Genomic DNA, 26,381 nt, shown 5'->3' on the forward strand with positions numbered 1-26,381 from the left:
CAGAAGGAACGCAACGATGAGCGACGAAGAGAATCCGGACCTCCCCGAGGGTGTTGCCGGGGACATTCCGTTGGAAGGCGATATTCTGACGGACCGGGTCGAGCAGGTCGACCTGCAGACCGAGATGCAGCGGTCGTACCTGGATTACGCCATGGCGGTCATTGTCGGGCGTGCTCTGCCGGACGTCCGGGACGGGCTCAAGCCGGTCCACCGCCGCGTGCTGTATGCGATGTTCGACGGCGGCTACCGCCCGGACCGCTCCTTCAACAAGTGTGCGCGCGTGGTCGGCGAGGTCATGGGCCAGTACCACCCGCACGGCGACTCCGCGATCTACGATGCGTTGGTGCGCCTGATCCAGGATTGGACCATGCGTTACCCCCTCGCACTGGGGCAGGGGAACTTCGGATCCCCGGGTAACGACGGCGCGGCGGCCCCGCGGTACACCGAGACCAAAATGGCCCCGCTCGCCATGGAGATGGTGCGCGACATCGACGAGGAAACCGTCGATTTCCAGGACAACTACGACGGCAAGAACCAGGAACCAACCATCCTGCCGTCGCGTTTCCCCAACCTGCTGGTGAACGGCTCGTCCGGCATCGCCGTCGGTATGGCAACCAACATCCCGCCGCACAACCTGCGTGAAGTCGCCGACGGCGTGCAGTGGTACCTGCAGAACCCTACGGCTTCCCGCGAGGAATTGCTGGAAGCACTCATGCAGCGCATCAAGGGACCGGATTTCCCGACCGGCGCACAGATCCTGGGCCACAAGGGCATTGAAGATGCCTACCGGACCGGCCGCGGATCCATTCCGATGCGGGCAGTGGTCAATGTGGAAGAAATCCAGAACCGCACCTGCCTGGTGGTGACGGAACTTCCCTATCAGGCCAATCCGGACAACCTTGCGATCAAAATCGCCGACCTGGTCAAGGACGGCAAGATCAGCGGCATTGCGGACATGCGCGATGAGACCTCCGGCCGTACCGGCCAGCGCCTGGTGATTGTGCTCAAGCGCGATGCCGTTGCCAAGGTGGTGCTGAACAACCTTTACAAGCACACCGAACTGCAGAGCAATTTCGCTGCGAACATGCTCGCGATCGTCGACGGCGTCCCGCGCACGCTGACGCTCGATGCATTTATCCGGCATTGGGTCGCCCACCAGTTGGAAGTCATTGTCCGGCGGACACGCTACCGGCTGCGCAAGGCGGAGGAAGAAGCCCACATCCTGCGTGGCCTGCTCAAGGCGCTCGACGCACTGGACGAGGTAATCGCGCTCATCCGCGCCTCTGCCACCACGGAAGAAGCGCGCGATGGCCTCATGGGCTTGCTGGAGATCGACGAGCTCCAGGCCAGGGCCATCCTCGATATGCAGCTGCGCCGGCTTGCCGCTTTGGAACGCCAGAAGATCCAGGACCGCCATGCTGAACTTGAGCGGATGATCACCGAGTTCAACCGGATCCTCGCGTCCGAGGAAGTCCAGCGCGGGATCGTCAGCGAAGAGCTGCAGGAACTCACCGACAAGTACGGCGATGACCGCCGCACTCAGATCGCTATGGGTTACGACGGCGACATGAGTATGGAAGACCTCATTCCTGAAGAGGAGATGGTGGTCACCATCACCCGCGGCGGCTACGTCAAGCGGACCCGCATCGACAACTACCGTTCGCAGCAGCGCGGCGGCAAGGGCATCAAGGGCGCACAGCTGCGCGGTGACGACGTTGTCGAACACTTCTTTGTCACCACGACGCACCACTGGCTGTTGTTCTTCACCAACCTTGGCCGTGTCTACCGGGCGAAGACCTACGAACTCGCAGAAGCCGGACGGGACGCGAAGGGCCAGCATGTGGCCAACCTGATGGCCTTCCAGCCGGACGAGCACATTGCCCAGGTCCTGGAGCTGCGCGATTATGAGCAGTCCCCCTATCTGGTGCTGGCAACTAAGCGCGGCCTGATCAAGAAAACCCGGCTTGAGGACTATGACACGAACCGCTCGGCCGGCGTCATCGCCATCAACCTGCGCGACGAAGACGAACTGGTTTCCGCACAGCTTGTTTCCGAGACCGATGACCTGATGCTTGTGTCCCGAAAGGGCCAGTCCTTGCGCTTCACGGCTACGGACGAGGCCCTGCGGCCGATGGGCCGCGCAACGTCCGGTGTGACTGGAATGAAGTTCCGCGAGGAAGACGAACTGCTGACGGCCGACGTCGTCACGGATAACTCCTTTGTCTTCATCGTCACCGAGGGCGGCTACGCCAAGCGGACGAGCGTTGAGGAATATCGGGTTCAGGGACGCGGTGGCCTGGGCATTAAGGTCGGCAAGTATGCCGAGGACCGCGGAAACCTGGTTGGCGCGTTTGTCGTCCAGGAAGAGGACGAGGTCCTGGTTGTCATGGCCAGTGGAAAGGTAGTCCGTTCCTCGGTCACCGGCGTGCCTGCCAAGGGACGGGACACCATGGGCGTTATCTTTGCCAAACCGGACAAGAAGGACCGCATCATCGCCGTCGCCAAGAACTCCGAACGGGGTCTGGGCGCGGGTCCGGAGGAAGACGCCGGGAATGATGAGGCTGAAGTTCCAGGTGAGGCTGTCGAAGCAGCGGAATCTGCGCAGCAGCCTGCTGATGAAGTACCGTTGAATGCAGACCAAATGCCATCAGTTGCCGACGAGGCAGCAGAGGCGCCGGAAAACGGAGGTAACGAGTGAGCACACCCAATACGCCCCGGCCGGGTACCCGGCCGGCTAATGCACCGCGCGTAGGGGCTCCTCGCAACCCGCCGGCGAAGCCATCGCAGCGTCCGTCGGGCGGGACAGGGCAAAAGCCGGCGGCGGGAGCCCGCTCAAGCGGAAATTCCGGCGCACGTCCTGCCGGCACGCGTCCGGCGGGCCAGGCGGCACGCCCCGGGTTGGTGCGTCCTGCTCCCAAGGCCAAGGCCCGCCGCGCCCGCCTGCTTGTCAGCAAGGTGGATCCCTGGTCGGTACTGAAGATGGCATTCCTGCTCTCCGTGGCACTGGGGATCGTGACCGTTGTCGCGTCCATCGTTTTGTGGACCACGCTGGACATCACCGGGATCTTCGACCGCGTCAATGACCTGCTGACGGAAATCGCCGGCAGCGGGGGCGGAGCCTTCGACCTGCGGGCCTATGCCTCGCTGGGCCAGGTGGCGTCATTCGCGACCATCATCGCGGTAGTCAACGTGGTCCTCCTAACGGCGCTGGCCATGCTTTCGGCCGTGCTCTACAACATCTCTGCGACTCTGGTCGGCGGCATCGGCGTTACCCTCACCGACGACTGAGACCTGTACGGGACAGCCCTCCTCGACCACGGATATCCGTCGGTAGAGGAGGGTTTTTCCGTACCGGCAGACGCGTTCCGCAGGCACCGTGTGGGCCGATTTGGAGTTGCGTCGGGATGTGCTGTAAAGTCATATCTCGGCCCGACGGGGCAAAGGGGGCGTATAGCTCAGGCGGTTAGAGCGCTTCGCTGATAACGAAGAGGTCCCAGGTTCAAGTCCTGGTACGCCCACGGAAAACTGTTCCGACTTATGGAGGACACTGTGAAGAAGTTGCTGGTTCTGGCAGCTGCAGTCGCAGGTGCGGTCGTCTACAAGAAGTGGCAGGAATCCGAAGCGGAGAAATCCGCGTGGAGCAAGTCGACTGACAAGGTTGATTAGCTCCGAAGCCCACTAGGTTATACTGGTGAGGTTCCTTTCGGGGGCATGGCGCAATTGGTAGCGCACCTGCTTTGCAAGCAGGGGGTTAGGGGTTCGAGTCCCCTTGCCTCCACCGAATAGAAAGATCCCGGTCCGTCAGGACCGGGATCTTTTGTATCTACGCCCTTGCCTCAAGAACAACTGGGAGTTTTCCGCCCGCACACCTTACGGTGAGGACGTGACTTTCTTCCTCGCAGCGCTGGGTGTCCTGGGCGTCGCCGCTTCGGGCCCCATCATGGCCGCCACGGCCGCGCCTGCGCTGGCCATCGCGTTTTGGCGCAACTTCCTCGGCGGCGTAGTCATGGGTGTGCCCGCTGGCCTTACGCGGCGGCAGGAATTCCGCCGGCTAACGACGTCGGACGTGAAGTGGTGTGCCATTGCCGGCCTTGCGCTGGCCCTCCATTTCGCCTGTTTCATCACGGCACTGCAGCTGACCTCCGTTGCTGCTGCTACTGCCTTGGTATGTCTCCAGTCGGCTTGGATCGCGGTTTTCAACCTGTTGCGGGGCATCCGCAGCGCTCCGCAGGTACTGGTAGGCCTGGGGTTGGCCCTGAGCGGCGTCGTCGTGATTTCGGGATTCGATCTCCAGCTTTCCGCGGAGGCGATCACGGGAGACGTGCTTGCGGTCATTGGCGGGGCCACGGCGGCCATCTACACGCTCGCCGGAGGCAAAGTGCGCCGAACACTCTCGACGGGAACCTACACCACGCTGTGCTACGGGATCTGTTCGGGCGTTCTGCTGGTGATGTGCCTCGTGTCCGGGCAGTCCCTCGTGGCGTTCCCTCCGGAAGCGTGGATTGGCATTGTGGCGGTGACAGCCGTCGCGCAGTTGATGGGCCACACCGTCTTCAATTACCTGCTCGCCACATTGAGTCCACTGGTGGTCTCCATGATCATCCTGCTGGAGATTCCCGGCGCAGCCATTTTGGCAGCTGTGTTCCTCAGTGAGGCTCTGCCCTGGGGTACATACCTAGGCCTTGCCCTCATTATGGCCGGACTTGCCGTCGTCGTTCTGTTCCAGAACCGCTCCGCTCACGGCCGCATGAAACGAGGAGCGGCCTCTTCCCTCCGACCTTCGGCACCGCCGCAGGAGTGATCAGATTCCGCCGCGTGCGACGATCTGTTTCGTTCGGGCCTGATGGACCCGGCGCAGGATTTTCGCAGGGTAGTAGACGCTCATGAAGATCAGCGTGGGCACCCTCAGCACACGGCGTTTGATCTTGTGGTTCTTGTAGGTCCGATCGAACCGCGTCACGTAATACCGGTAGTCCTTGGGCGAATCCTCCAGCCGGCGGGCTGACATCCCGCTGATCATTTCGGGAACGTACAGGATGCGCAACGCATGCTCGGCGAGGTGGACGGAGATATCGATATCCTCATGCATCTCGTCGTCTTCATCGAGGCACACTTCATTGCGGATGATCTCCCAGGCTCCTCTGCGGATGGCCATGTTGGATCCGAAGAGAAAGTGATACTGCTTCTTCGCCAGCTTCAGCACGAACCTGCGCATCCGGTCATCGGCTTGGAGGCCGAAGCGGCGCAGCGGCATGTCGTAGTAGAGTACCGGGCCGGTGGAGGCCATGACTTCGGGATCCAGAAACGCATTCTGGAGATGCTCCACCCAGTCCGGCTCCAGGATGGAATCGGCATCGATCCGCCCCAGCACTTCGCCGGTGGCATGATCCAGGCCGAAGTTACGGGTCGGGATAAGACCTTGGGCCTGGTCCTGGGAGAGCAGCACGAGAGGCGCGTCCGGATATTCGTCCTGCATCTGCCGTACGAGTTCGACTGTCCGATCGGTGGATTTGTTGTCCACAACGATGATTTCGGCAGGAGGCTCCGACTGGGATATGGCCGCGAAAAGACATTGTCGAATCACTGACTCTTCATTGAAAGCGGGAATTATAATCGAAACGCTTGGCTTCGCTGTCTGCATGGGACTGAATCTATCAGCACCAGGGGGCGGAAATATCAGGAGTGAAAAATGAGGCCCCCGCCGAAGCAGGGGCCTCATTCACCATCTGTGGAAGATGCGTTACTTGTTGCTGTCCTTAGCCGCGTCCTGGGCCGCTGAATTGGCGACGCGTGCTGCTCCCTCCGCGGCGGAGGTGGTCTTGGCTGCGGAAGCATCCGCAGCGTTCTTGGCGGCCGCAGCGGACTGATCTACTGAATCCTTGGCAGCTTCGGCGGCTTTGTCCGTGTCTGCCTTTGACGCTGTGGCAGCGTGCTTAGCGGTACCGGAAACGCTTGCTGCGGCGTCGGCAGTTTTGTCAGCCAACGTTGCTGAAGCGGCTGCGGCAGCTTGCTTTCCTGTGTCTGCTGCTTCGGCTGTCGATGCAGTCGGAGCGGCCGAAGTGTTGGGAACCGGCGTAGGGGTCGGAGTGACCGGAGTCTTCCACGGATCTTCCACCGGCCGGGAGGCACGCCACGCGGCGACACCGGCAGCCGCAGCGGCACCGATAACACCGGCAATGAGCCAGCCCTTGCCCTTGCCGGACTTCTGCTGCTTCTTCAGTTCCTTGGCTGCTTCCTTGGCGGATGCAGCAGCCGCCTTCTGGGCCTTGCGGATCATTTTCTTCGACCCCACGACCTTTACCGCAGCCGACTTGTCGAGGGAACGTGAAAGGTTCTCCCCCGCACTGCCGACCCGCTCGGACAGAGTCGGTATGTACTCGCCGACGACCTTGTCCCGGGCGTGGATGATGGCCGGGGATGCCTTGTCCAAGGTGCCTTGGATACGCGGAGTGGCGTCATCGACAATCTGGGCAATTTTTGGGGCAACCTTTTCGAGCTCTGCCTGAATCTTGGGTGTCACTGTTGAGACGCCCTGCGACAGGTCATGAGCGGCCCGCTGGAGGCCTTCCTGGATTCTGGGAGAAGCTGTTCCGATGCCTTTTTCGATACGCGGCACCGCCCAGTTCAACGCAGCCTCTACCCGAGGAGTGGCCCAATCACGGGCATTTTCCACACCGACGGTGACAGTGCCCTCTAGATCACGGGCTAAACGTTCGGTTTTCTTCACTACTACCTCCCGGAGATGGTGACGGTCCACACTCAGACTACTTCGTGCTTGCGACAAGGTGCTATGCCGGTCCTTGAATAACAGGTATTTTCACTGAACGCGGAACCCGGCGCAGCTGGCAATTTCCTTGCAACCGCATGGAAGAATGACTCTATGACTGCTATTCCTACAGCTAAAGCAACCATTCACACCAACCATGGCGACATCGTGGTCAACCTCTTCGGCAACCATGCCCCGAAGACGGTCAAGAACTTCATCGGCCTCGCCACGGGCGAAATCACGTGGAAGCATCCGGCGACCGGCGAGGAAACGAACGCCCCCCTTTACGACGGCGTCATCTTCCACCGCATCATTAAGGACTTCATGCTGCAGGGCGGAGATCCGCTCGGACAGGGCGTAGGCGGCCCGGGCTACCAGTTCGATGACGAGATCAACCCCGATCTGGACTTCACCGAGCCGTACAAGCTCGCGATGGCCAATGCCGGCATCCAGGGCGGCCGCGGAACGAACGGCTCGCAATTCTTCATCACGACGACCCCCACCACTTGGCTGCAAGGCAAGCACACCATCTTCGGTGACGTGACCGATGAGTCCTCGCGCGCGGTTGTGGACAAGCTGAACACTGTGGCTACGGACATGCGGGACAAACCGCTGGAAGACGTTGTCATCAACAACATCACGGTCGAGCAACTCTAAGACCCTAACCGTCCCCGTCCGGCCGAGCCCGGGCGGGGACGTTTTTCTTAACCAGCTTTCTCCAGGAGACGCCCCCTCATGTCCTATGGGATGCCAGCGGAACAGCCGCAATCCGAAGTTCCTGTCTGTCCGCGCCATCCGGACCGCATTTCCTATGTCCGGTGCCAGCGTTGCGGGCGACCGACTTGCCCCGAGTGCCAGCGGACGGCCGCCGTCGGTGTCCAGTGTGTGGACTGCGTCAAGGAACAGGCGCGCAATCTCCCGACCCATCGCACGGCCTACGGAGGTGCGGTGACAACCGGCAGGCCGGTGGTGACGCTCACCATCATCGCGCTCTGTGTTGCCATCTATATTCTGCAGTGGGTGTTGCCCGGCGTTGTCCAGGCGAACCTTGTTTATGCTCCTCTTTACACTGCCCAGATCCCAGGACTGCCCTTCGAACCATGGCGGATGATCACTGCAGGCTTCCTGCATTCAACGGGTCTCCTCCTGCACATCGCTTTTAACATGTATGCGCTCTGGATCTTCGGGCAACACCTTGAACCGTTGCTGGGACGTCTGAAATTCGTGGCGCTGTACCTCCTATCAATCTGGGGCGGTTCGGTCGCCGTGCTCCTTCTCGGGGAAATAAACCAAGGCGTCGTGGGTGCCTCCGGCGGCGTCTTCGGGCTTTTCACAACCCTGTTGATCGTCCAGTTGCAGCGCAAACAGGACGTCCGTGGCATTCTGGTTCTGATCGGCATCAATATCGTCATCAGCTTCTTCCCGGGCATCTCGTGGCAAGCGCATATCGGTGGAATGGTCACCGGGGCGCTGGCTGCTGCTGCCATTGCCTTCGTTCCCCGAGGCGAGAACCAGCAGCGGTTGCAATGGGCAGGTCTTGCGGGCATTGCCGTGCTGCTGGTCGTCCTGACATGGCTTGGGTCATCACTGGTGACGTTGCCCCAATAATTCATAGGCCAGACGGCCGGTACTGCTGCAACCGCGGCGGTGCCGGCCGTTCCTGTTTAAACACATTCTGGCCGTCAGAAGCTTCGTCCACACCTGTGGAAAGATCCGGCCGGATGACTTGGCAGAAGGCAGCAGATCGTCTCTGAGTATTGCCCGCAAGTTGTTCACAGTTGTGCACAGAGTTTTCCACAGGCGTGCATAACTCTTTGTCGTGGTCCGGCTTAAACTTTACGATCACTGTCAGGGCAGTATCCACAGCTGTGGAATTACATGTGTGTAAGTTATCCCCGTTGTGTATAACCTCTGTGGATAACTCCACAAGGATCATCGAATAGACAGTAGAACATATATTTGAACGTGTATCCCCACAAAAAGTACGACCTGTGGATAACTAACCGGGGAGACTGTCTTCCGTCCATACTCCACATCGATGTGTTCAGAGGAGTCCTGGCAAGCGGGCTGAAACTGCGAACCGGCTAGGTGCTGACGGGAATGTTGCAGTTTCCGCGCTGCCCGTCGACCTGACCTGAAGTCAACGCTCAGACCGCTTCGCCAATCTTGGGCGCTGCCGAATGCCGGGCATAGCTGGCAGGCGAACAACATTCCCTCCGGCCAGCTGCTAATTCCCGATCGGGACGACCAGCTCGTACCTTATTTTCACATCTGATCGGCGGTTATCCACAGGAGTTATGCACAGCGTGGATAACTTACACATCTGTGATTAAGAGGAAACGGCATGTTCGCGGTGGCTCAACGGCGGCAACTATTGGGATACCAAGGCAAAGTTTCCCCCAAAGTTATACACGCCTGTGGATAACTCCGTGCACAACTTGTGCAAACTACAAATTTTGGTACTTTCGAAACACGATTTACAGCAATTGAGCGCTCCCGACGTGCGAGACTCATCGAATGGCAGGCAGCGCATGTGCTGACTCCACCGATCCCACACTCGCAGGCGGCGCGGTACAGCACACTGCTGTCGGCAAGCCGTGGGCGCCGCTGCATGCTGCTGCACGGCGCAAAGCAGGACAGTGCTGAGATGTCCTGCCGTTCGGGTCGCTTCCCGCCTCCCTCACGGCGGGTGCCGACACCTCAAGCTTCAACGCCATCCTCCTGCTGGCCGACGAGGAAGTCATTGCAAAGTGCCGGCACAGGGAGAGCGTCCTCGCCGGCTGTAGCTCAGCGCTTACGGTCCATTGAGGATGTGTCTGATTTCTTGCCCCGCTTGGGAGACCTGGACGTTCCAACGCTGTGGCTGCTCGGCCAGAACGACGAGCTGTTGGGCGCTGGAGAAATGCAGGCTGCGGCTGCGGTATCCATACCCGACCAACCGCAATACTTTGCCGCCCTGGCAGGGAAATTCCTCCATGGTCCGTGAGCCCGTAGGGCGGGCAGGCACGGAAAGCACACACTTGGCCGGCTCGCCCGGGATGGCGCGTAACACTAACGGCAGGGCCGCAGATTGCGAAATATTGGGAAATTTTGGGGAAACATGCCCGCTCCAGCGGTGCCCTATCCGGTAACGTAATGAAACCAGTGTCGGCTCGACCAGCCGAAACTAAGACTGTCGCCGACAGGCCCGGCGACGTTGAGCAAGATTTGCCGTGTAATACCGCCCACCGGCGTCGCCGCGCACAGCCCGACGGCCCGCCGGTAGAGGATCCGCCTCCTGTATGCATGTGCTGTGATGCCCGACCACCATGCGTTCTTCCGGACCGCCGGATGCTCAGAAAAGGACATACAAGTGACTGCTGAAACCGTGAACTCGACGCCGATCGAACTGACTACCGAAGAGATTTTCGCTGCCCATGAGGGCGGCAAGCTCTCGGTCGGACTGACCGCACCGCTCAATGACAAGCGCGATCTCTCCATCGCCTACACGCCGGGTGTGGCACAGGTCAGCCGTGCCATCCACGCGGAGCCGGCGCTGGCCCAAAAGTACACCTGGGCTTCCCGTCTCGTCGCAGTGGTCAGCGACGGCACGGCCGTCCTCGGGCTCGGCAACATCGGTGCCAGCGCGTCCCTGCCGGTAATGGAGGGCAAGGCGGCGCTGTTCCAGAAGTTCGCGGGCCTGGATTCCATTCCGCTGGTCATCGAGTCCACCGATGTGGACGAGATCGTCGAAACCGTTGTCCGGCTGCGTTCGAGCTTCGGCGCCGTCAACCTCGAGGACATTTCCGCGCCCCGCTGCTTCGAGATCGAAGAGCGCCTCATCGAAGCCCTGGACATGCCGGTGATGCACGATGACCAGCACGGCACCGCCGTCGTCGTTCTGGCGGCCCTGACCAACGCCGCCAAGTTCGTCCAGCGCGAGCTCTCTTCCCTGAAGGTTGTCGTTTCCGGAGCCGGCGCGGCGGGCATCGCCGTGGCCGAGATCCTGATGACCGCCGGCATCGCGGATGTGACCATTCTGGATTCCAAGGGCATCATCCATTCCGGCCGCGAGGACCTCTCCGGAATCAAGGCCGCGTACGCCGAGCGCACCAATCCGCGCGGCACCACCGGCGGCAGCGCCGAGGCGCTTAATGGCGCGGACGTGTTCGTCGGTGTTTCGGCCGGAACGATTCCGGAAGAGCAGCTCGCCGGCATGTCCGAGGACGCCATCGTTTTCGCACTGTCCAACCCGGACCCGGAGGTGCACCCAGAGATCGCCAGCCGGTACGCCAAGGTAGTGGCCACCGGGCGCAGCGATTTCCCGAACCAGATCAATAACGTGCTGGCCTTCCCCGGCATCTTCCGCGGCGCGCTGGACTCCGGCGCCAAGAAGATCACCCCGGAAATGAAGGTAGCCGCCGCCCAGGCCATCGCCGACATTGCCGCCAGCGACCTCAGCGCCGACTACATCGTCCCCAGCCCGCTGGACCCGCGGGTAGCACCCGCCGTCACGGCTGCGGTGAGCGCCGTCGCCGAGGCGAGCAAGGCGTAACAAAACCAAAAAGAGCGGCCGCCGGAAAATTTCTCCGGCGGCCGCTCTTATCATCTCGCGGTCTGGAATGGCTCTACGAACGCCACTTCGTGGTCATCAGGAAGCCTGCGATCGCGATGCCGAATCCGATCATGATGTTCCAGGAGCCGGCCGCGGCGATCGGCCACTGTGCCTCGGTGATGTAGAAGACGATGATCCACAGCAGGCCGATGATCATCAGGCCGAACATCACCGGCTTGAACCACACCGGGTTCGGCTTGTATTCGGGCGCCGCCGTCGTCTGCGGCCTGCGTTCGCTTCTTTTGCGGGGCTTCGACTCTGGCATGGGTCCTCCTTCACCGGCCTGGAGCATCAGCAGAAACCGGCGGTTGTCATCAGTAGCGGACATTCTCTGCCGACTATAGAAGGTATTCTGCTTGAGAGACCTTTAATCAGCATGTTCTAGCTGTTTAGTCTACTAATACTGTTCTGCGGTTGTGACCACGCCGCTCCTACTGGGAGTGCGCGGCCGCAACACCAACCTGGAGGTGCCGTGGCGGACGCTGTGGATTCTGCTGTGCCGGGCCGCCGGCGACGGCGAAAGGCCAGCGGGCGCAGGTCCCCGGTGCAGGTTGTCGTTCAGGTGATCGGCGAGCTGCTGATCACCTTGGGCCTGGTGGCTCTGCTGTTTGTGGGCTGGGAATTGTGGTGGACCAATATCGAGTCCAACCAGAAGCAGGAAGAGGCCCTCACCTCGCTCTTCGAGGAGTTCGAGGTGCCCGCCGCTGCTGCCCCGTCCGCCAGTCCGGAAGCGACGAGCGCGGAAGAAAACAACGACGACGCCGAGCCGCCGGTGCTGGACAAGCCCGAATACGGCGAGACTTTCGCCGTCGTCTACGTGCCGCGCTTCGGCAAGGACCATGCCCGGCCGGTAACCAGCGGCGTCGGGGTCGACGTGCTGGACTCACTGGGCCTCGGCCATTACCCGGGCACCCAGATGCCGGGCGAGGTGGGCAACTTCGCGGTTGCCGGACACCGGCAGACCCACGGGCAGGTACTGGACCTGATCCACACCCTGGTTCCCGGCGACAAGATCTATGTGCAGACCAAGGACGGCTACTACACATACACCTTCCGCAACAACCATATTGTGATGCCGGACCGCGTAGACGTCATTGCGCCGGTGCCTACCAAGCCCGAGGCCGAACCGACGGAACGGTATCTGACTATGACTGCATGTAACCCACGCTTCGGTGCCACGGAACGCATCATTGCCTACGCCGTGATGGAGAGCTGGCAGCCCATGTCCGAGGGACCGCCGGCTGAGATCGCCGAGCGCGTGGCCGAGTATGCCGCCGCTCCGGCAGGAAGCGGGAGCTGATTATGTACGGCTGGATTTTCCGCCATTTGCCCGGGCCGCTCTGGGTGCGGATCATTGTATCCATCCTGTTGATTGCCGGGGCAGTCCTGCTGCTTCTGCAGTTCGTCTTCCCCTGGCTTTCGCAATTCAACCCGCTCACCGATTCCACGATTGGCACGATCGAATAATCATGACCACCACTCCCCGCATCCTGGTTGTCGATAACTACGACAGCTTTGTCTACACTCTCGTGGGCTACCTGCAGCAGCTTGGAGCCGAGACGACCGTTGTCCGGAACGACGACGTGACGCTGGCCGAAGCAATCGAGCTGGCCGGAGCACGGGACGGCGTGCTGGTCTCCCCCGGGCCCGGGAACCCTGCTGAGGCGGGTGTGTGCGTGGAGCTGATCCGCTGGTGCGGCGAGAACCGCAAACCGATGCTCGGCGTCTGCCTAGGCCATCAGGCGCTGGCCGAGGCCTACGGCGGCGTGGTGACCCATGCGGCGGAGCTGATGCACGGGAAGACGTCCCAAGTGCTGCACCGCGGCCAGAATGTCTTTGCAGGCGTCCCAAGCCCTTTCACCGCCACGCGCTACCACTCGCTGGCCGCGGTCCGGGAGACCATCCCCGCGCAGCTTGAGATCACTGCCGAAACCGAGGGCGGCGTCATCATGGGACTGGCGCACCGCGAGGCCCCGCTGTGGGGGGTCCAGTTCCACCCGGAGTCCGTTCTGACCGAGGGCGGCTACCTTATGCTGGGCAACTGGCTGGAATCGTTGGGCATGGAAGGCGCAGCGGAGCGTGCAGCGACCCTGAGCCCGCTGATCACCAAATAGCCGCTACCCGGCTCCTCTAGACCGACGTAACTTCGGCCTAGAGTAACGGGAGGTCTGAGTCGTCGTAGGCGCGGCTATCGCTGTCGTCGCGACCGTCGTTGCCGCTGTCGTCCCGGCCACTGTCGTCATTTCCCCGGCCACGGTCATCGCTGTTGTTGCCGTTGTTTTCGTCCGGCCCAGTAGGCGGAGCCGTGGGCTCCGGTTCCGTCGGTTCGGGAGCCGGCTCCGGCGCGACTGCGACCGTAATGACAATCTCGGTGCCTTGCGGGACGTTGCTGCCGGCGTCGTGGCTCTGCGCTGTTACGGTGCCGGGATCGACAACCTCGTTCTCTACCTGCTCCACCCGGTAGGGCAGCGCGACGGCGGGGTCATCCTGGAGCAGGCTGATGGCCTCTTCCTCTGTCTTGCCGAGGAGCGCGGGGACGGTCACCATGCCATTAGAAATCACCAAGTCCACGGTGGAACCTGTGCGGACCTTTTCGCCGGCCTTGGGGTCGGTGGCGATGACATTCCCGCTGGGGATTACGGCGCTGTTGGCCGAGACGTTCTCCCCCGGTTCCAAACCGAGTTGGCGGAGTTTGTCCCGGACTTCGCCTTCTGTTCGCCCGCTGAAGTCATCCGGAATAGTGGCGAACTCTTTGCCCTGCGAGACATAGACGATGACTTCGCTGTCCGGCAGGGCCGCCGTGCCGCCCTCCGGATCGGTGCTAATGACTTCGCCCTCAGCCACTTCATCACTGAACTTGGACTCGATCCGCGGCACGAAGCCGTGGTTGAAAATGGTGTTAGAGGCCTCGGTCTGTTCCATGCCGGCCACCTGAGGTACGGCGACCATGTCGGGTTCGGCGTTGCGCAGATAGTTAAAGAGGTAGAAACCGCCGCCGGCCAGCAGGAGTACCAGCGCGATCACCAGCACGGTTGTCCAGGCGCGGCGTCGCTTACGGCGGCTCGGATCGACTTCTTCGGATTCGTTGCCGACCTGCAGCGCCATCGGGATGGCGGCTGTGTGGGGCGACGCGTTAATGGGACCGGTCTGGTCCAGCCCGTCGGTGTCGTACTGCTCGTCGGGAGATTCCCCGGCTTCGGGGGTAGTGGGGCCGTTACTGCCCGGTGTTCCTACCGGGACAGGGAAAGGAGCGGCTGTGAAGGCAGCGGTAGGAGCGTTCTGCGCGGGCATCGCTTCGGTCCGAGCCTCGTCGGAAGCGACCACGATGCCGTCGCGGGCACCTTGGAGGGCCGCGCTGAAGGAGGCGGCGTCCTGGAAACGGTCTGCTTTGTCTTTCTGTAGCGCGCGCGCCAACACCGAATCCAGTGCAGGTGTGACGTCCCGGTTGAAGCTGCTGGGTGGTTCCGGGAGTTCCCTGACATGCTGGTAGGCCACCGAAACCGGGCTGTCCCCGATGAACGGAGGGCGGCTGGCCAACATTTCATAGAGCAGGCAGGCGGCAGAGTACAGATCGCTCCGGGCGTCTACCGTTTCACCGCGTGCCTGCTCCGGAGAGAGGTACTGCGCGGTACCGAGGACGGCCTGGGTCTGCGTCATTGTGGCGGCGGAATCCGCGAGGGCACGCGCGATGCCGAAGTCCATGACCTTCACGTGGTCGTCCGGTGTCACCATGACGTTGGCGGGCTTGATGTCCCGGTGCACTATGCCGGAGCGGTGGCTGTACTGCAGAGCTGCCAGCACACCGAGGGCATAATCGACCGACTTTTCGATGGTCAGTTCGCCCGACCGGATCAGGTCCCTCAGGGTTCGGCCGCGTACGTACTCCATGACGATGAAGGGTGCTTTGACATCATGGGCTGCCGAACCGGGGAGCTCCTGCTCGCCCGTGTCGTACACCGCGACGATCGCCGGATGGTTCAGCCCGGCGACGGCCTGCGCTTCACGGCGGAAACGCGACTGGAACGAGGGGTCGCGGGCCAGATCAGGACGCAACTGTTTGATCGCCACAGTGCGCCCCAGACGGACGTCACGACCGAGGTGCACATCGGCCATGCCTCCACGGCCAATGAGCTCACCTACCTCGTAACGTCCGTTCAGGACCTGGGACGCTTCCACTGGGTACTTACCTTCCATGTTCCAGTCCGCAACTGTTCACAACGCTTATCCCTCGCCGTCCGGGACGGTTGTCGGCAGGGTGAGCGTTTCTTCCGGCTCCTGGGTTTGTTCGGGACCGGAAGAAACGATGTAGGTGACGGTGGAGCCTTCCGGCACGGCAGTGCCCGGCGGCGGGTCCATGCTGATGACGGTTCCTGCGGGAGCGTCGTTCGCCTCCTCGCCTCCGTTCTGCGGGCTGAGGCCGAGCTGCAGCAGGGACTCGCGCACCTGCTGCTCCGGCTGCCCTGAGAGTCCGCCCGGGATATCGACGGTGCCGGGTCCCTCGGAGTACGTGACCTGGATGGATTCACCTTCGGCCACAGAACCGGACGGGCTGATGTCCAGGACCAGACCTTCCGCGGCGTCGTTCTCCACGGGATCGGGGACGACCTGGAAGCCCATGGATTCGAGTTCGGATCGGACCTGGTCGAAGGGGCGGCCCTGGAAACTCGACGCAACAAGCTGGACCGTGTCCGGCGTCGTGGGTTCATCCGGCGTGTTTGTCGGTGCGTCTTGGGTCTGGGCGGGTGTAGTCTCGGTGGCTTCCGTAGTGGTGGCGGTAGCCGACCGGCTGGTTGTCGACGACGTCGCGGCCGGAGGCGGCGTGGACTCGTCATCCGTTGTGGTAAGCAGCGGGACCAGCCAGGCGCCGAGGACTGCGAAGAGGATCAGCGCGATCAAGCCGATCAGCGGCCAGGTCCAGGGACTGCGTCGCTTACGGGTCTCCTGTGGCGGCACTCCGCCGTCGTCGTCAATATCGGTTTCGGTCCAGGCACGCTCGGCGCCCACGCCGCCGGCCGCGGCAGCACCTGCTACCCCGCCTGCAGCACCGCCGACGGCAGGCAGCTGGGACGTGCCGGCGTCGACGGCCCGGGTGGGAGCCGTGCCTGCAGACGGGACCGGGGCGGTAACGGCGCTGGTGGCCGCGTCGCCGCCGTCGAAAAGGAGCATGCCGGGAACGGCAGCCTCGGCCGCGCGGATGTTGCCGGCGCGGATGGCCTCGGCTGCCTCGGCCAGCTTCTCGGCCGTGGCGGGACGGTCGGCGGGATCCTTGGCCAGCATGGACATCAGCAGCGCGCGGATCGGGCGCGGCAGGTTCTCCTGCAGCGGCGGCGGCGTGTCGTTGACCTGTGCCAGGGCAATGGCGATCTGCGACTCCCCGGAGAACGGGCGGGCGCCGGACAGGCATTCGTAGCCGATCACGCCCAGCGAATAGATATCGCTCTGGCCGGTGGCGGTCTGGCCCGTGGCTTGCTCCGGAGCAAGATACTGTGCCGTACCCATGACCTGGCCTGTGGCGGTCAGCGGAACCTGGTCGGCGAGGCGGGCGATGCCGAAGTCGGTGATCTTGACCCGGCGGTCCGGCGTGATCAGCAGGTTTCCGGGCTTGATGTCGCGGTGTACGAGGCCCTGGGCGTGTGCGACGGCGAGGGCACGCGCGGTCTGCGCGATCAGGGACAGGGTACGGTCCGGCGAGAGCACGCGTTCGCGCTCGATGATGGTGGACAGCGGCTGGCCGGGAACCAGCTCCATGACCAGATACGCGGAGCCCTCCTCTTCGCCGTAGTCGAACACGTTGGCGATGCCCACGTGGTTCAGCAGTGCTGTGTGGCGTGCTTCGGCCCGAAAACGGTTCAGGAAGCCCGGGTCACCGGTGTACTCCTCTTTGAGGATTTTGATGGCGACAATGCGGCCAAGGACCTTGTCCTGTGCCTTCCAGACTTCACCCATGCCGCCAATGGCGATACGTTCGGTGAGCTGGTATCTGCCGCCTAAGGTGATACCCGATGTAGGCCTCACTTATTTAACACCGCCTCTAGGAGTTTCTGAGCGTTCGGACTAGTCAGTTGGGAGCCGGTGGCCAGGTTCACGTCTTCAATAACGATGCTGACCACTGCTTCCGGATCATCGGCGGGAGCGAATCCGGTGAACCAGGAGTTATTGCCCTCGCTGCCGGCCATCAGCTCGGCGGTTCCGGTTTTACCGGCAACCTCGACGCCGGGAATGGCGGCACCGTTGGCAATGCCGCGGTCCACGGCGTTGACCATCCACTGCTGGATGAGCTCCGCGTTCTCCGCGGACAGGGAACGCTGCAGCTCCTCGGGCTCGGGGCTGTCGAGCACCCGCAGGTCCGGAGCGCGGACTGTGCGCACAAGATTCGGCTTCATCAGGACGCCGTCGTTGGCAATCGCAGCGCTCATCATCGCTACCTGAAGCGGTGTCACACGCACGTCATACTGGCCGATCGCGGCCTGCGCCAGCAGATCGTCGCTCATGCCCGTGGGGAACTGGCTGGCGGTGACGGGAATCGGAATTTTGTAGGCTTCGCCGAAGCCGAACTTCTGAGCCTGTTCTGCAATCGCGTCCTCGCCGAGGTCCATGGCGATTTGTGCAAAGGGAGTGTTGCAGGATTGCTCGAGGGCGAAGGAGAAATCAACGGTGGTGCGGGCCGCGCAGCCGCCGTTGACAAAGTTCGGCAGGGAGATGTTGGTTCCGGGCAGGGGCAGTTCGGCCGGGTTGTCCAGTTCGCTGTCCGCGTCGTATTCGCCGGACTCGAGGGCGGCCGCGGTGTCCACCAGCTTGAAGACCGAACCGGGTGCCAGGAGGCTCTGCGTGGCCGGATTGGTGAACGGCGAGAGGCCGGCGACTTCCTCCAGCTCGGCCATGTTGGAAGTGACCTCGTCGGTGTTGTGACCTGCCAGCACGTTGGGGTCGAAGCTGGGCTTGGAGGCCATGGCCAGGATATTTCCCGTATCCGGCTCCATCACCACAATGGAACCCTTCATTCCGTCAGGGATCATGTCGAAGGCCATCTGCTGAAGCTCCGGATCCAGCGTTAGTTCCACCGAAGCACCTTCGACCTGGGACCCCGAGAACAGTTGCAGAATCCGGTCATAGAAGAAGTCGTTGCTGTTGCCCGACAGCTCCTCGTTCATGGCCGCTTCCATTTGTGTCGCGCTGTAGACCAGGGAATAGAACCCGGTGATGGGTGCATACAGCTCGGGCTCGTTGTAGACGCGCTGGTACTCGAACTCGTCGTCGGACGGAACCGACTCCACAATGGGATCTCCGCCGACCAGAATGGCGCCGCGGTTCTTATCGAAGTTCTTGTACAGCGTGCGGCTGTTCCAGTCATTGGCATTGAGATCATCCGCCTCAAAGAACTGCACGACGGTCAAGGAGCCGAAGAGCAGCGCGAACATGGCTATCGCGACTACCCACGTATTTCTGATGGCCTGGTTCATGGCTTCTTCACCTCCACGGTGCGGTGCGGATCCTGGTTCTTAGCGGGCTTGCTGCCCAGGGCTTTAATACGCGATGTCAGGCCCCGCTGCGGTTGCCGGCCGCTGCTGATCGGACCGGTCATAGCGGGGCGCCGGGCGGCGTCGGAAATCAGCAGCAGTAGCGCGATGATCAACCAGTTGGCGAGCAGCGAGGAGCCGCCGGCCGCCATAAAGGGGGTGGTCAAGCCGGTCAGCGGGATCAAGCGGGTGACACCGCCGATGACGACAAAGCACTGCAGCGCCAGTGTGAAGGACAGGCCTGTGGCGAGCAGTTTGCCGAAGGAATCACGGGTGCCGAGGGCGGCGCGGATGCCGCGGCTGACCAGCAGCACGTAAAGCATGACAATGGCCGACAAACCAATGAGGCCGAGTTCTTCACCCATCGCGGCGATGATCATGTCGCTGTTGGCGAAGGTAACGAGGTCCGGCCGTCCCTGGCCCAGCCCGGTGCCGGTCAAACCGCCGCTGGCCAGACCGAACAGGCCTTGGACAATCTGGTGGCTGCCGCCGATACGGTTGTAGACCTCCGGGTCAAAGGCGTTGAGCCAACCGTCGATCCGGGCAGTCACATGCGGGAAGAGCTTGAAGGCGACAAACCCGCCGAACGCGATCATGGCCAGGCCGATCAGGATCCAGCTGACCCTGCTGGTGGCAATGTAGATCATCGCCATAAACAGGCCGAAGAAAAGAATGGAAGAGCCGAGATCCCGCTGGAAAATCAAGACGCCGATGCTGACCAGCCAGGCGACCACCATGGGACCCATGTCTTTCCAGCGCGGCAGCTGCAGGGGACCCAGCTTCTTGCCGGCCAGCAGGATCAGATCACGGTTTGTGGATAGATACCCCGCGAAGAATATAGCCAGGGTGATCTTCGCAATTTCGCCTGGCTGGAAGGTGGCGAACCCGAGATTGATCCAGATCCGCGCGCCGTTGAGTTCCATGCCGATGCCGGGCAGGAGCGGAAGCATCAGCAGGACGGCGCTGACAATCAGGGAAATGTACGTGAAACGGCGCAGGACGCGGTGGTCCCGGAGCAGCCAGATCAGAGCGATCAGGACACCGATGGCCATGCCGGTCCACAGCAACTGACGATTGGCTGCCTGGTCTCCGGTCGCGATGTCGATGCGGTGGATCATGGCGAGACCGAGGCCGTTCATTGCGGTCACGACGGGAAGTATGATCGGGTCGGCATGTTTCGCGCGGATGCGCAGCACTATATGCACGGCGAAGACTAGGAAGATGAGCGTGGAGCCCTGAACGAAGAAATCCGAGTCAAGGGCCTGATCCTGATCCAGCCCGACCAGGAAGTTCGCACCTACGCCGACGGCAAGGGCAAGAATCAGCAGCAGCAACTCGACGTTGCGGCGGGGCTTGGGGACGGTCGTGATGTCACTCAACTGGACCACCTAGGCATTCGGGCGGAATGGTCGGCGTCGGCTGGGGCGTTGGGGTCCCGCCGGCGGCGGAAGCGGTTGGCCTGGCCGTCGACTCTGCTGCCTCCGGCGATGGGGATGCCGTTGGGGATGCGGACTCGGTGGGCGAGGAAGTCGACCTTTCGCCGCCAGGCGACGGCGTGGGCGTGGGCGCGGGATCAGGACAGTTCCGGCGGCTGGTAACCCGCAGGCTTTCCACGATTTCTTCGGCATGTTCCAGATCCCGTGCCGGAATGCTGGAGTTCAGCCGCTGCTGCTGGTACACGGGCAGACTCTCCAGCCGGATGTTGTAGGCGGTGTCCAGATGGGACAACTCGATGGGACCGATGTTCTGCGAGACCCCATTATAGATCGCGACCCGGCCCTCGTACTGGCTGACGAAATACTGGGTCTGGGTCCAGAGGTAGCCGAACCACAGGACGGCTATCAGGAGTATGGACATCACGGCGAGGAAAGCAGGAACGATCCAGCCGCGGCGCACGGGCTCCTCCGGCTCATCGTCAGCCGGGCTTTCGGCCGAAGGAGCCTTGTGGGTGAGCAGAGCTGCGGCACGGCGTTGGGTGGAGTGCTGGGTAACGATCGGGATCTGGCCGGTCTCCGTGGCTAGGGCAGCGGCACCAACCAGTACGTGCGGCCGGGTGGAGAGCTCGCGGCGGATCAAGTCGGCCCGCACCGCGCCGATCGGATTGCCCGAGAGGTCTACGGCGTCTTCCGCATTATCGGCGACGGACGCGGCGGCGGCGGTGCCGTCGTCGTTATTTTGCCGCCCGGTGGAAGCGGTGGCAGCGGGAACGGCAGCAGCATCATCGATCAGGGCGTCGTCGGGCTCCGGCTGCGTATTCAACCGGACGGCTGCGGCGGCAAGATCCGCTTCGGTCGCTTCCGCTACTTCGATCATGACAACGGTGACATTGTCCGGTGCCCCGCCTTCGAGCGTGAGCTCCACGAGCCGGTCCACCGTGTCCTGAAGGGAATCCGAATAACGGACTGCGTCTTCGATCACGTGGTCAGGCACGACGGCGTCAAGGCCGTCCGAGGACAGGAGCCACTTCTCGCCGGCCTCGGCCGGGTGTGAAGCCAGATCGAGTTCCGGGCTGGCGTCCACATCGCCGAGAACACGCATCAGCACATTGCGGTGCGGATGCACCTCCGCCTCTTCGGGGCGCAGCCGGCCCTCATCGATCAACCGCTGGACGAAGGTGTGGTCGATGCTGATCTGTTCGAAGGTGCCGTTCTTCAGCCGATAGGCGCGCGAGTCACCGATGTGCGCGAACTCGAGCTGGTCATCGTGGAGCAGCAGCGCCGTGACCGTGGTGCCCATGCCGGCCAGCTTTGGGCTGGTCTGCACCAGCTCCGAGAGGATGGAGTTGGCCGTCTGGATTTCGTCGGCGAGGACGTTCGCTGGATCCTCGTGGTCGCTGCGGTCCAGATGGACCAGGTCCAGGACCGTGGAAGCGGAGGCGACGTCGCCGCCCGCGTGTCCGCCCATGCCATCTGCCACAACAGCCAGATAGTGCCCGGCGTAGGCCGAATCGTCATTCTTGGAACGGGACTTGCCTACATCCGACCGCGCCGCGTAGCGCAGGATCAACGCCATGGCTATGGCCTCAATTCAATGACCGTCTTACCGATCCGGATGGGTGCGCCGGGCTCAACCGGCAGGGCGCGTGTCAGCTGCGTTTCCCCCAAGTAGGTTCCGTTGGTGGAACCAAGATCCTCGATGAACCAGCGGCTGCCCTGCGGGAACAGCCTGGCGTGGCGGCCGGACGCGTAATCGTCTTCGAGCACGAGCGTTGCTTCCTGCGCCCTGCCCAGCAGGATCGGGCTGGCGGCGAGGTCAAGCGTCTTGCCCGCCAACGGGCCTTCGACGACGATCAGTTTGCGCGCCTGAACGCGCGGCGGTGCGGCGTGCTGCTCGGCCAGGTCCGGATTCTTGCGGACCTGTCGTGCCGTCGGGGCGCCGGTCTTGTCCTTTTTGCCGATCATCAGATCCCGGCGCAGTGCGGAGATGATGCTGATGATCAGGAGCCAGAGCAAGATCAGGAACCCGAAGCGCAGGGCGGTTACTACCAGATCGTCCATCAGGCCCCGCCGCCCCGTGCCGGCAGCAGACGGAAGGTAATGCGGGTGCGGCCCATCGTAATCACGGTCCCGTCAGTCAGGTCCTCCTGGCCATGGATGCGCTGGCCGTTGACGAAGCTGCCGTTGGTGGAGCCGAGATCCACGGCAGTGGCGGATCCACCTTCAGTGCGGATTTCAAGATGCTTGCGTGAGACTCCCGTGTCATCGATGAGGATGTCCGCTTCGGATGACCGGCCGAGAACGATGGAGGGCGCGTTCAGTGAATAGCGCTGGCCTTCGATCTCCAGGACAGGCTGGAGCCTAGTGGGTTGGCGGGCAGGCGCCGCCGGTGTGGCCGGTCTGCGTGGCTGTGAGGCCGGCGCAGCCCCGGACTTCTCCGCAGAGGAGTCGATTTCAAAATCCCCGGGCTTGAGTTCGTCGTCCTGATTGAAGGAAACGCGTACCGCACCCTGCAGTGTGTACTTTTGGCTGTTCACGTGGTTGATCACCACATCACACAGCTCTTCCGCCAGGGTGGAGCCCCACTGCTGAGCCATGGCGTAGTCCGAACCGCTGAGGCGGATCTCGAACACGTTGGGGGCAAGCGTGCGTCCCTGGGCCAGGGTGATGGAGCGGTTGTCGAGCTCGCGGCGCAGTCGGCTCGCGATTTCCACCGGCTGCACCTGGCCTTTTCCGCCCACCGAGAAGGCACCGCGGACCATCTTTTCGATGCCGCGTTCAACGTTATCCAGTAAGCCCACTGGCTGCCTCCTCTCCTTGGTATAGCGGTCCGCGCATGCCACAAGGGCACGCCCGTAGGACGATTATCCACTTCGATACTACTTGCGACTGGTCCAAAAGGCTTTAACGCTAACGTTTCCCCGCCACCGAAAGTTGCCGTGCAGTGGCGAAGGTCACCTTGCGTACTTGTGCTCCTTTTTCCGTCTTCGGCAGTGTTCCAGAGCGAGCGGCCGCGTTCAACTTGAGGCATGTTCCGCTGCCGTCCCGGCCCGAACCCTTGTGTTTCTGCGGTTGTTTGGGGGCGCATGCTGTTTCTGCGGGCAGGGAAGCGCGCCTCGGAACCCCCGCATTTGGCGGGTGAAACCGCCGATTGGGAATTTCGGCAGGTTTCAGGCTAGTATTGATCTCGCTGTTCTTGCAGGAAATGATCTGCAAGGAAGTTGCGCGCGAGTGGCGGAACGGCAGACGCGCTGGCTTCAGGTGCCAGTGTCCGAAAGGGCGTGGGGGTTCAAATCCCCCCTCGCGCACGCAAAACATCAGCCCCGGTCTTCGGATCGGGGCTGATGTGTTTAACACGTGCCCGCGGGTTATAGGGGTTATAGGCGTTGACCCTCCCACGCCTTCCGCGTGACGCTGCGGCCGGGGTAGTCTTCACGGCATGCGTATCAAAATGTGCAGCATCCATGTCCAAAACCCCGCCGAGGCGTTCAAGTTCTACACCGAAACACTGGGTTTCGAGGAACTCATGGCAATGCCCGAACACCAGTTATTCATCGTCAAGTCGCCGGACGAGGGGCAGGGCACCGGCCTCCTCTTGGAACCGAGCGACAACCCTATTGGCGAGGCCTATATGAAAGGCGTTTACGACGCCGGCATGGCCGCCATTGTTTTCGGCGTTCCTGATGTGCGGGCGGAATACGAGCGGCTCACTGCAAGGGGTGTGAAGTTCACCGGGGAACCGGAGGTGGATCCCAGCGGCGCGATGTCCGCGGTCTTCGACGACAGCTGCGGAAACCTGATCCAGCTCCACCAGGACTGAGCCGTCCGCCGCACCCTCCGTCCGCCGCGTGCATGCGGGCCGGACGGAGGGGAAGCGGTAAGGACTACTGGGCTTTCTTGGCCTCTTCCTTCTTGGCTTCGTCCCTGAGGCGCAGCTCCTCGGCACGGACGGCGGCGAAGGAAGCACGTTCGGCGACCAGCCACTGCGGCGGGTTCTGCAGCAGCTCGGTGATTTCCGCCGTCGTCAGCGGTTCGGTGACCCCGCCGCGGGCGAGGCCGCTGATGGACACGTTGAGTTTCCGGGCCACCTCGGGGCGGGGATGCGGACCGTTGCGGCGCAGCTCTTCGAGCCACTGCGGCGGATTGGACTGCAGTTCGCTGAACTGCTCGCGCGTTACCGGGTTGTCCTGGAACTCCTGCGGGGCGGCCGGGAGGTAAATGCCCAGCTTTTTGGCTGCCGTGGCAGGTTTCATGGACTGGGAGGATTTCGCGCTTGTCATGGCTCAAGCGTAACGGTCTTGGGCTAAGGTGTTGAAGAGCTTGGTGCGGGCCCTCGCGGTGACTGCCTGCGCGGCCGGCGCCGGAAGAGACGAAACGTCGGGACAGGCCGGCCAGAAGGAGCCGCATGGATGCACAAGAACCGCCGCTGCCGGCCTTGAGGATCGCGATCGTGCCCGGCGTGACGCCGGGCAAATGGGTCCGGCGCTGGGAAGAACGCGTCCCGGACGTACCGCTCACCGTATCCGCCTGTGAAGAAGCCGAGCAGGCCGCCGTCCTGTGGGATGGCCGGGCCGATCTGAGCTTTGTGCGCCTCCCCGTGGACCGTGAGGGCCTGAGCGTCATCCCCTTATATACAGAGGTGCCGGTGGTGGTCGCCCCGAAAGACCACGACATAGAGCTTTACGACAACGACGTGCCGCTGGCCGAGCTGGACGGCCAGAACTTTCTGGACCCGGTGGAAATGGGCGGAGCCAAGTCCGGCGTGGAAGTGGTGGCCTCCGGAGCCGGACTGATGATCCTGCCGATGTCCGTGGCGAGGCTGCACAACCGCAAAGACGTGGTCTACAAGCCCCTGTCCGGCGCCCCCGAAACGCAGATCGGGGTGGCATGGATTACCGATAAGACCAACGAAACCATCGAGGAATTCATCGGGATTGTCCGCGGCCGCACCGCCAACAGTTCCCGACAGCCGTCGGCCCAGCAGGAGGCCGGGCAGAAGGACGCCAAAGCCGGACGCAAGCCTGCAGGCGGAAGCGCCGGCAAAGCCGGGCAGGGAACCCAGGCCAAGGGAGGCCAAACTGCGGGCAAGGCCAAGGGCGGCTCCGGAAAAGGCGGCGCCGGCAAGAGCGGCTTTACCAAGGGCCGCCAGACAAAGGGCGGGCCGGCGAAGGGCGGCAAGCCTCGGGGCAAGGGCGGCCGCTGACCCGCCGATGCCCGGGCGCAGTGCCAGGGCACGGAGGCTGGCCGGCTTCGCATTAGGGTGGAGCTATGACTTCACCCGAGATCCCCGAACACCTTGACGACGCCGAGCTCGCCGCCTGGCTGGTGCGCTCCGCGGGTACGCTGGCGGCAGGAATGCGCGCCGCCGTGGTGACCTTCGAGGAAAAGACGAGCATTTCCGACGTCGTCACCGCAGCGGATCATGCGGCCGAGCAGCTGGTGGTGGAAACCCTGCGCCGGGTCCGTCCCGACGACAGCATCCTCGGTGAGGAAGGCTCCAGCCACACGGGCACTTCCGGCCGCACCTGGGTCATCGACCCGGTGGACGGGACCTACAACTTCTTCACCGGCGGCACCTACTGGTGTGCGGCCATCGCCCTCAAGAACGACGACGGCGGACTGCTCGGTGCCATCTACCACCCCGCCGAGGATGCGCTGTGGATCGGCGGGGACGGTCTGCCGACCACCCGCAACGGCGTTCGGACCGGGGAGGCCACGAGCGCACCGTTGGACCAAAGCTGTGCCTCCGCGTACCTCCACCACACGTACCTTCGGGATGCTGCCGCGGCGGAGCCGTATATGGCCGCCGTGCTGGGAGCGGCTACGTACCGTACCTGGGGGTCGGCGTCCTGCGAACTGGCGGCGACTTCGGCCGGCATCTTCGGCGTCTGGTTCCAGCAGGGCCTGCCGGAATGGGACTGGCTCCCGGGCAAGGCCCTGGTGGAAGCGGCAGGCGGGGACACCGCCGTCGTGCATCTAAATGGTTACCGCTGGTATGTAGCCGGCGGAAAAGCGCAGGTGGCGGACGCCGTCGCGTTGTTGCAGAGCCGGGCTTAGCCCGAAAAGAT

General features: G+C 62.8%; 25 protein-coding genes and 3 tRNA genes. 17 read left to right on the forward strand and 11 right to left on the reverse strand.

Annotated features, from left to right (window positions below; all coding sequences use genetic code 11):
* Window positions 1–16: 16 nt before the first annotated feature.
* The 6 genes from gyrA (at window position 17) to AC20117_RS07405 (ending at window position 4,801) form a co-directional block, all read left to right on the forward strand.
* Window positions 17–2,698 carry a DNA gyrase subunit A gene (gene gyrA, locus AC20117_RS07385; RefSeq protein WP_074700276.1) on the forward strand — a complete coding sequence of 894 codons (2,682 nt, stop codon included), beginning with the start codon at window positions 17–19 and terminating at the stop codon, window positions 2,696–2,698.
* Window positions 2,695–3,288, forward strand: a complete 594-nt coding sequence (locus AC20117_RS07390) for a DUF3566 domain-containing protein (RefSeq protein WP_074700275.1) — start codon at window positions 2,695–2,697, stop codon at window positions 3,286–3,288. The genes gyrA and AC20117_RS07390 overlap by 4 nt, the downstream gene beginning before the upstream one ends.
* A gap of 156 nt (window positions 3,289–3,444) precedes the next feature.
* A tRNA-Ile gene (locus AC20117_RS07395) sits at window positions 3,445–3,518 on the forward strand.
* 31 nt (window positions 3,519–3,549) lie between these two features.
* Window positions 3,550–3,666, forward strand: coding sequence for a DLW-39 family protein (locus AC20117_RS23685; RefSeq protein ID WP_211482295.1), 117 nt, complete (start codon window positions 3,550–3,552; stop codon window positions 3,664–3,666).
* Between the two features lie 39 nt (window positions 3,667–3,705).
* Window positions 3,706–3,778, forward strand: a tRNA-Ala gene (locus tag AC20117_RS07400).
* Between the two features lie 105 nt (window positions 3,779–3,883).
* Window positions 3,884–4,801 (forward strand): DMT family transporter, encoded by a 918-nt coding sequence (locus AC20117_RS07405; protein WP_083339679.1) that lies wholly within the window; start codon window positions 3,884–3,886, stop codon window positions 4,799–4,801.
* On the opposite strand, the gene AC20117_RS07410 is transcribed toward AC20117_RS07405, so the two are convergent.
* Together AC20117_RS07410 and AC20117_RS07415 are read right to left on the reverse strand one after the other, a co-directional pair.
* Window positions 4,802–5,641 carry a glycosyltransferase family 2 protein gene (locus tag AC20117_RS07410; RefSeq protein ID WP_074700274.1) on the reverse strand — a complete coding sequence of 280 codons (840 nt, stop codon included), beginning with the start codon at window positions 5,639–5,641 and terminating at the stop codon, window positions 4,802–4,804.
* Between the two features lie 99 nt (window positions 5,642–5,740).
* Window positions 5,741–6,727: a hypothetical protein gene (locus AC20117_RS07415; protein ID WP_074700273.1), complete on the reverse strand. Its 987-nt coding sequence runs from the start codon at window positions 6,725–6,727 to the stop codon at window positions 5,741–5,743.
* 153 nt (window positions 6,728–6,880) lie between these two features.
* Between AC20117_RS07415 and AC20117_RS07420 the strand changes: the two genes are divergently transcribed.
* From AC20117_RS07420 to AC20117_RS07430, 4 genes are all read left to right on the forward strand, one after another.
* Window positions 6,881–7,423, forward strand: coding sequence for a peptidylprolyl isomerase (locus tag AC20117_RS07420; protein ID WP_074700272.1), 543 nt, complete (start codon window positions 6,881–6,883; stop codon window positions 7,421–7,423).
* 228 nt (window positions 7,424–7,651) lie between these two features.
* Window positions 7,652–8,374, forward strand: a complete 723-nt coding sequence (locus tag AC20117_RS07425; protein ID WP_418202241.1) for a rhomboid family intramembrane serine protease — start codon at window positions 7,652–7,654, stop codon at window positions 8,372–8,374.
* A 1,204-nt stretch (window positions 8,375–9,578) separates the two neighbouring features.
* Window positions 9,579–9,752 (forward strand): alpha/beta fold hydrolase family protein, encoded by a 174-nt coding sequence (locus tag AC20117_RS23255; RefSeq protein WP_158300442.1) that lies wholly within the window; start codon window positions 9,579–9,581, stop codon window positions 9,750–9,752.
* Window positions 9,753–10,118: 366 nt separating this feature from the next.
* Window positions 10,119–11,300, forward strand: a complete 1,182-nt coding sequence (locus AC20117_RS07430; RefSeq protein WP_074703150.1) for an NAD(P)-dependent malic enzyme — start codon at window positions 10,119–10,121, stop codon at window positions 11,298–11,300.
* Between the two features lie 73 nt (window positions 11,301–11,373).
* Here the strand turns inward: AC20117_RS07430 and AC20117_RS07435 are convergent, their stop codons facing one another.
* Window positions 11,374–11,625, reverse strand: coding sequence for a cell division protein CrgA (locus tag AC20117_RS07435; protein ID WP_074703149.1), 252 nt, complete (start codon window positions 11,623–11,625; stop codon window positions 11,374–11,376).
* Between the two features lie 279 nt (window positions 11,626–11,904).
* On the opposite strand from AC20117_RS07435, the gene AC20117_RS07440 reads away from it, so the two are divergent.
* The 3 genes from AC20117_RS07440 to AC20117_RS07445 are packed head-to-tail and all read left to right on the forward strand — an operon-like array spanning window position 11,905 to window position 13,474.
* Window positions 11,905–12,660, forward strand: a complete 756-nt coding sequence (locus AC20117_RS07440; RefSeq protein ID WP_335644989.1) for a class E sortase — start codon at window positions 11,905–11,907, stop codon at window positions 12,658–12,660.
* A gap of 2 nt (window positions 12,661–12,662) precedes the next feature.
* A complete protein-coding gene (locus AC20117_RS23525) occupies window positions 12,663–12,827 on the forward strand; it encodes a hypothetical protein (RefSeq protein WP_169992143.1) in 165 nt (54 codons plus the stop codon).
* Between the two features lie 2 nt (window positions 12,828–12,829).
* Window positions 12,830–13,474, forward strand: a complete 645-nt coding sequence (locus AC20117_RS07445; protein ID WP_074700270.1) for an aminodeoxychorismate/anthranilate synthase component II — start codon at window positions 12,830–12,832, stop codon at window positions 13,472–13,474.
* 37 nt (window positions 13,475–13,511) lie between these two features.
* Here AC20117_RS07445 and pknB read toward each other — a convergent pair whose 3' ends face one another.
* Genes pknB through AC20117_RS07480 form a run of 7 tightly spaced genes read right to left on the reverse strand, consistent with a single transcriptional unit; the run spans window position 13,512 to window position 23,114 of the window.
* Window positions 13,512–15,554 carry a Stk1 family PASTA domain-containing Ser/Thr kinase gene (gene pknB, locus AC20117_RS07450; protein ID WP_074700269.1) on the reverse strand — a complete coding sequence of 681 codons (2,043 nt, stop codon included), beginning with the start codon at window positions 15,552–15,554 and terminating at the stop codon, window positions 13,512–13,514.
* A gap of 27 nt (window positions 15,555–15,581) precedes the next feature.
* On the reverse strand, window positions 15,582–17,375 hold the full coding sequence (locus AC20117_RS07455; protein WP_074700268.1) for a protein kinase domain-containing protein: 1,794 nt from the start codon (window positions 17,373–17,375) through the stop codon (window positions 15,582–15,584).
* On the reverse strand, window positions 17,372–18,820 hold the full coding sequence (locus AC20117_RS07460) for a peptidoglycan D,D-transpeptidase FtsI family protein (RefSeq protein WP_074700267.1): 1,449 nt from the start codon (window positions 18,818–18,820) through the stop codon (window positions 17,372–17,374). The genes AC20117_RS07455 and AC20117_RS07460 overlap by 4 nt, the downstream gene beginning before the upstream one ends.
* On the reverse strand, window positions 18,817–20,256 hold the full coding sequence (locus AC20117_RS07465) for an FtsW/RodA/SpoVE family cell cycle protein (protein ID WP_074703147.1): 1,440 nt from the start codon (window positions 20,254–20,256) through the stop codon (window positions 18,817–18,819). The genes AC20117_RS07460 and AC20117_RS07465 overlap by 4 nt, the downstream gene beginning before the upstream one ends.
* Window positions 20,249–21,889 (reverse strand): PP2C family protein-serine/threonine phosphatase, encoded by a 1,641-nt coding sequence (locus AC20117_RS07470; protein WP_074700266.1) that lies wholly within the window; start codon window positions 21,887–21,889, stop codon window positions 20,249–20,251. Before AC20117_RS07470 ends, AC20117_RS07465 begins: the two co-directional genes overlap by 8 nt.
* Window positions 21,890–21,891: 2 nt before the next feature.
* A complete protein-coding gene (locus AC20117_RS07475) occupies window positions 21,892–22,374 on the reverse strand; it encodes an FHA domain-containing protein FhaB/FipA (RefSeq protein ID WP_074700265.1) in 483 nt (160 codons plus the stop codon).
* The gene (locus tag AC20117_RS07480; RefSeq protein ID WP_074700264.1) at window positions 22,374–23,114 is read right to left on the reverse strand and encodes an FHA domain-containing protein; all 741 of its coding nucleotides are present in this window, start codon (window positions 23,112–23,114) and stop codon (window positions 22,374–22,376) included. Before AC20117_RS07480 ends, AC20117_RS07475 begins: the two co-directional genes overlap by 1 nt.
* Before the next feature lie 424 nt (window positions 23,115–23,538).
* Here AC20117_RS07480 and AC20117_RS07485 point away from each other — a divergent pair.
* Window positions 23,539–23,621: transfer RNA gene (locus AC20117_RS07485), tRNA-Leu, on the forward strand.
* Between the two features lie 131 nt (window positions 23,622–23,752).
* Entirely contained in the window at window positions 23,753–24,133 is a 381-nt protein-coding gene (locus AC20117_RS07490) for a VOC family protein (RefSeq protein WP_074700263.1), read from the forward strand.
* A 64-nt stretch (window positions 24,134–24,197) separates the two neighbouring features.
* Here the strand turns inward: AC20117_RS07490 and AC20117_RS07495 are convergent, their stop codons facing one another.
* A complete protein-coding gene (locus tag AC20117_RS07495; RefSeq protein ID WP_074700262.1) occupies window positions 24,198–24,593 on the reverse strand; it encodes a DUF5997 family protein in 396 nt (131 codons plus the stop codon).
* Window positions 24,594–24,718: 125 nt separating this feature from the next.
* Here AC20117_RS07495 and AC20117_RS07500 point away from each other — a divergent pair, with 125 nt between their 5' ends.
* Window positions 24,719–25,516: a LysR family substrate-binding domain-containing protein gene (locus AC20117_RS07500; RefSeq protein WP_074700261.1), complete on the forward strand. Its 798-nt coding sequence runs from the start codon at window positions 24,719–24,721 to the stop codon at window positions 25,514–25,516.
* A gap of 65 nt (window positions 25,517–25,581) precedes the next feature.
* Entirely contained in the window at window positions 25,582–26,370 is a 789-nt protein-coding gene (locus AC20117_RS07505) for an inositol monophosphatase family protein (RefSeq protein WP_074700260.1), read from the forward strand.
* The last annotated feature ends 11 nt before the right edge of the window (window positions 26,371–26,381 follow it).

It is taken from the genome of Arthrobacter crystallopoietes (genome assembly GCF_002849715.1).
Lineage (GTDB): Bacteria > Actinomycetota > Actinomycetes > Actinomycetales > Micrococcaceae > Crystallibacter > Crystallibacter crystallopoietes.

Bases quoted from the DNA above. Each gene is read 5' to 3' on its own strand.
- AC20117_RS07490 (WP_074700263.1), top strand. From the start codon at position 23,753: ATGCGTATCAAAATGTGCAGCATCCATGTCCAAAACCCCGCCGAGGCG.
- gyrA (WP_074700276.1), top strand. From the start codon at position 17: ATGAGCGACGAAGAGAATCCGGACCTCCCCGAGGGTGTTGCCGGGGAC.
- AC20117_RS07475 (WP_074700265.1), bottom strand. From the start codon at position 22,374: ATGGACGATCTGGTAGTAACCGCCCTGCGCTTCGGGTTCCTGATCTTG.
- AC20117_RS07445 (WP_074700270.1), top strand. From the start codon at position 12,830: ATGACCACCACTCCCCGCATCCTGGTTGTCGATAACTACGACAGCTTT.
- AC20117_RS07410 (WP_074700274.1), bottom strand. From the start codon at position 5,641: ATGCAGACAGCGAAGCCAAGCGTTTCGATTATAATTCCCGCTTTCAAT.
- AC20117_RS23525 (WP_169992143.1), top strand. From the start codon at position 12,663: ATGTACGGCTGGATTTTCCGCCATTTGCCCGGGCCGCTCTGGGTGCGG.
- AC20117_RS07495 (WP_074700262.1), bottom strand. From the start codon at position 24,593: ATGACAAGCGCGAAATCCTCCCAGTCCATGAAACCTGCCACGGCAGCC.
- AC20117_RS07435 (WP_074703149.1), bottom strand. From the start codon at position 11,625: ATGCCAGAGTCGAAGCCCCGCAAAAGAAGCGAACGCAGGCCGCAGACG.
- AC20117_RS07505 (WP_074700260.1), top strand. From the start codon at position 25,582: ATGACTTCACCCGAGATCCCCGAACACCTTGACGACGCCGAGCTCGCC.
- AC20117_RS07460 (WP_074700267.1), bottom strand. From the start codon at position 18,820: ATGAACCAGGCCATCAGAAATACGTGGGTAGTCGCGATAGCCATGTTC.
- AC20117_RS07500 (WP_074700261.1), top strand. From the start codon at position 24,719: ATGGATGCACAAGAACCGCCGCTGCCGGCCTTGAGGATCGCGATCGTG.
- AC20117_RS07420 (WP_074700272.1), top strand. From the start codon at position 6,881: ATGACTGCTATTCCTACAGCTAAAGCAACCATTCACACCAACCATGGC.
- pknB (WP_074700269.1), bottom strand. From the start codon at position 15,554: ATGGAAGGTAAGTACCCAGTGGAAGCGTCCCAGGTCCTGAACGGACGT.
- AC20117_RS07470 (WP_074700266.1), bottom strand. From the start codon at position 21,889: ATGGCGTTGATCCTGCGCTACGCGGCGCGGTCGGATGTAGGCAAGTCC.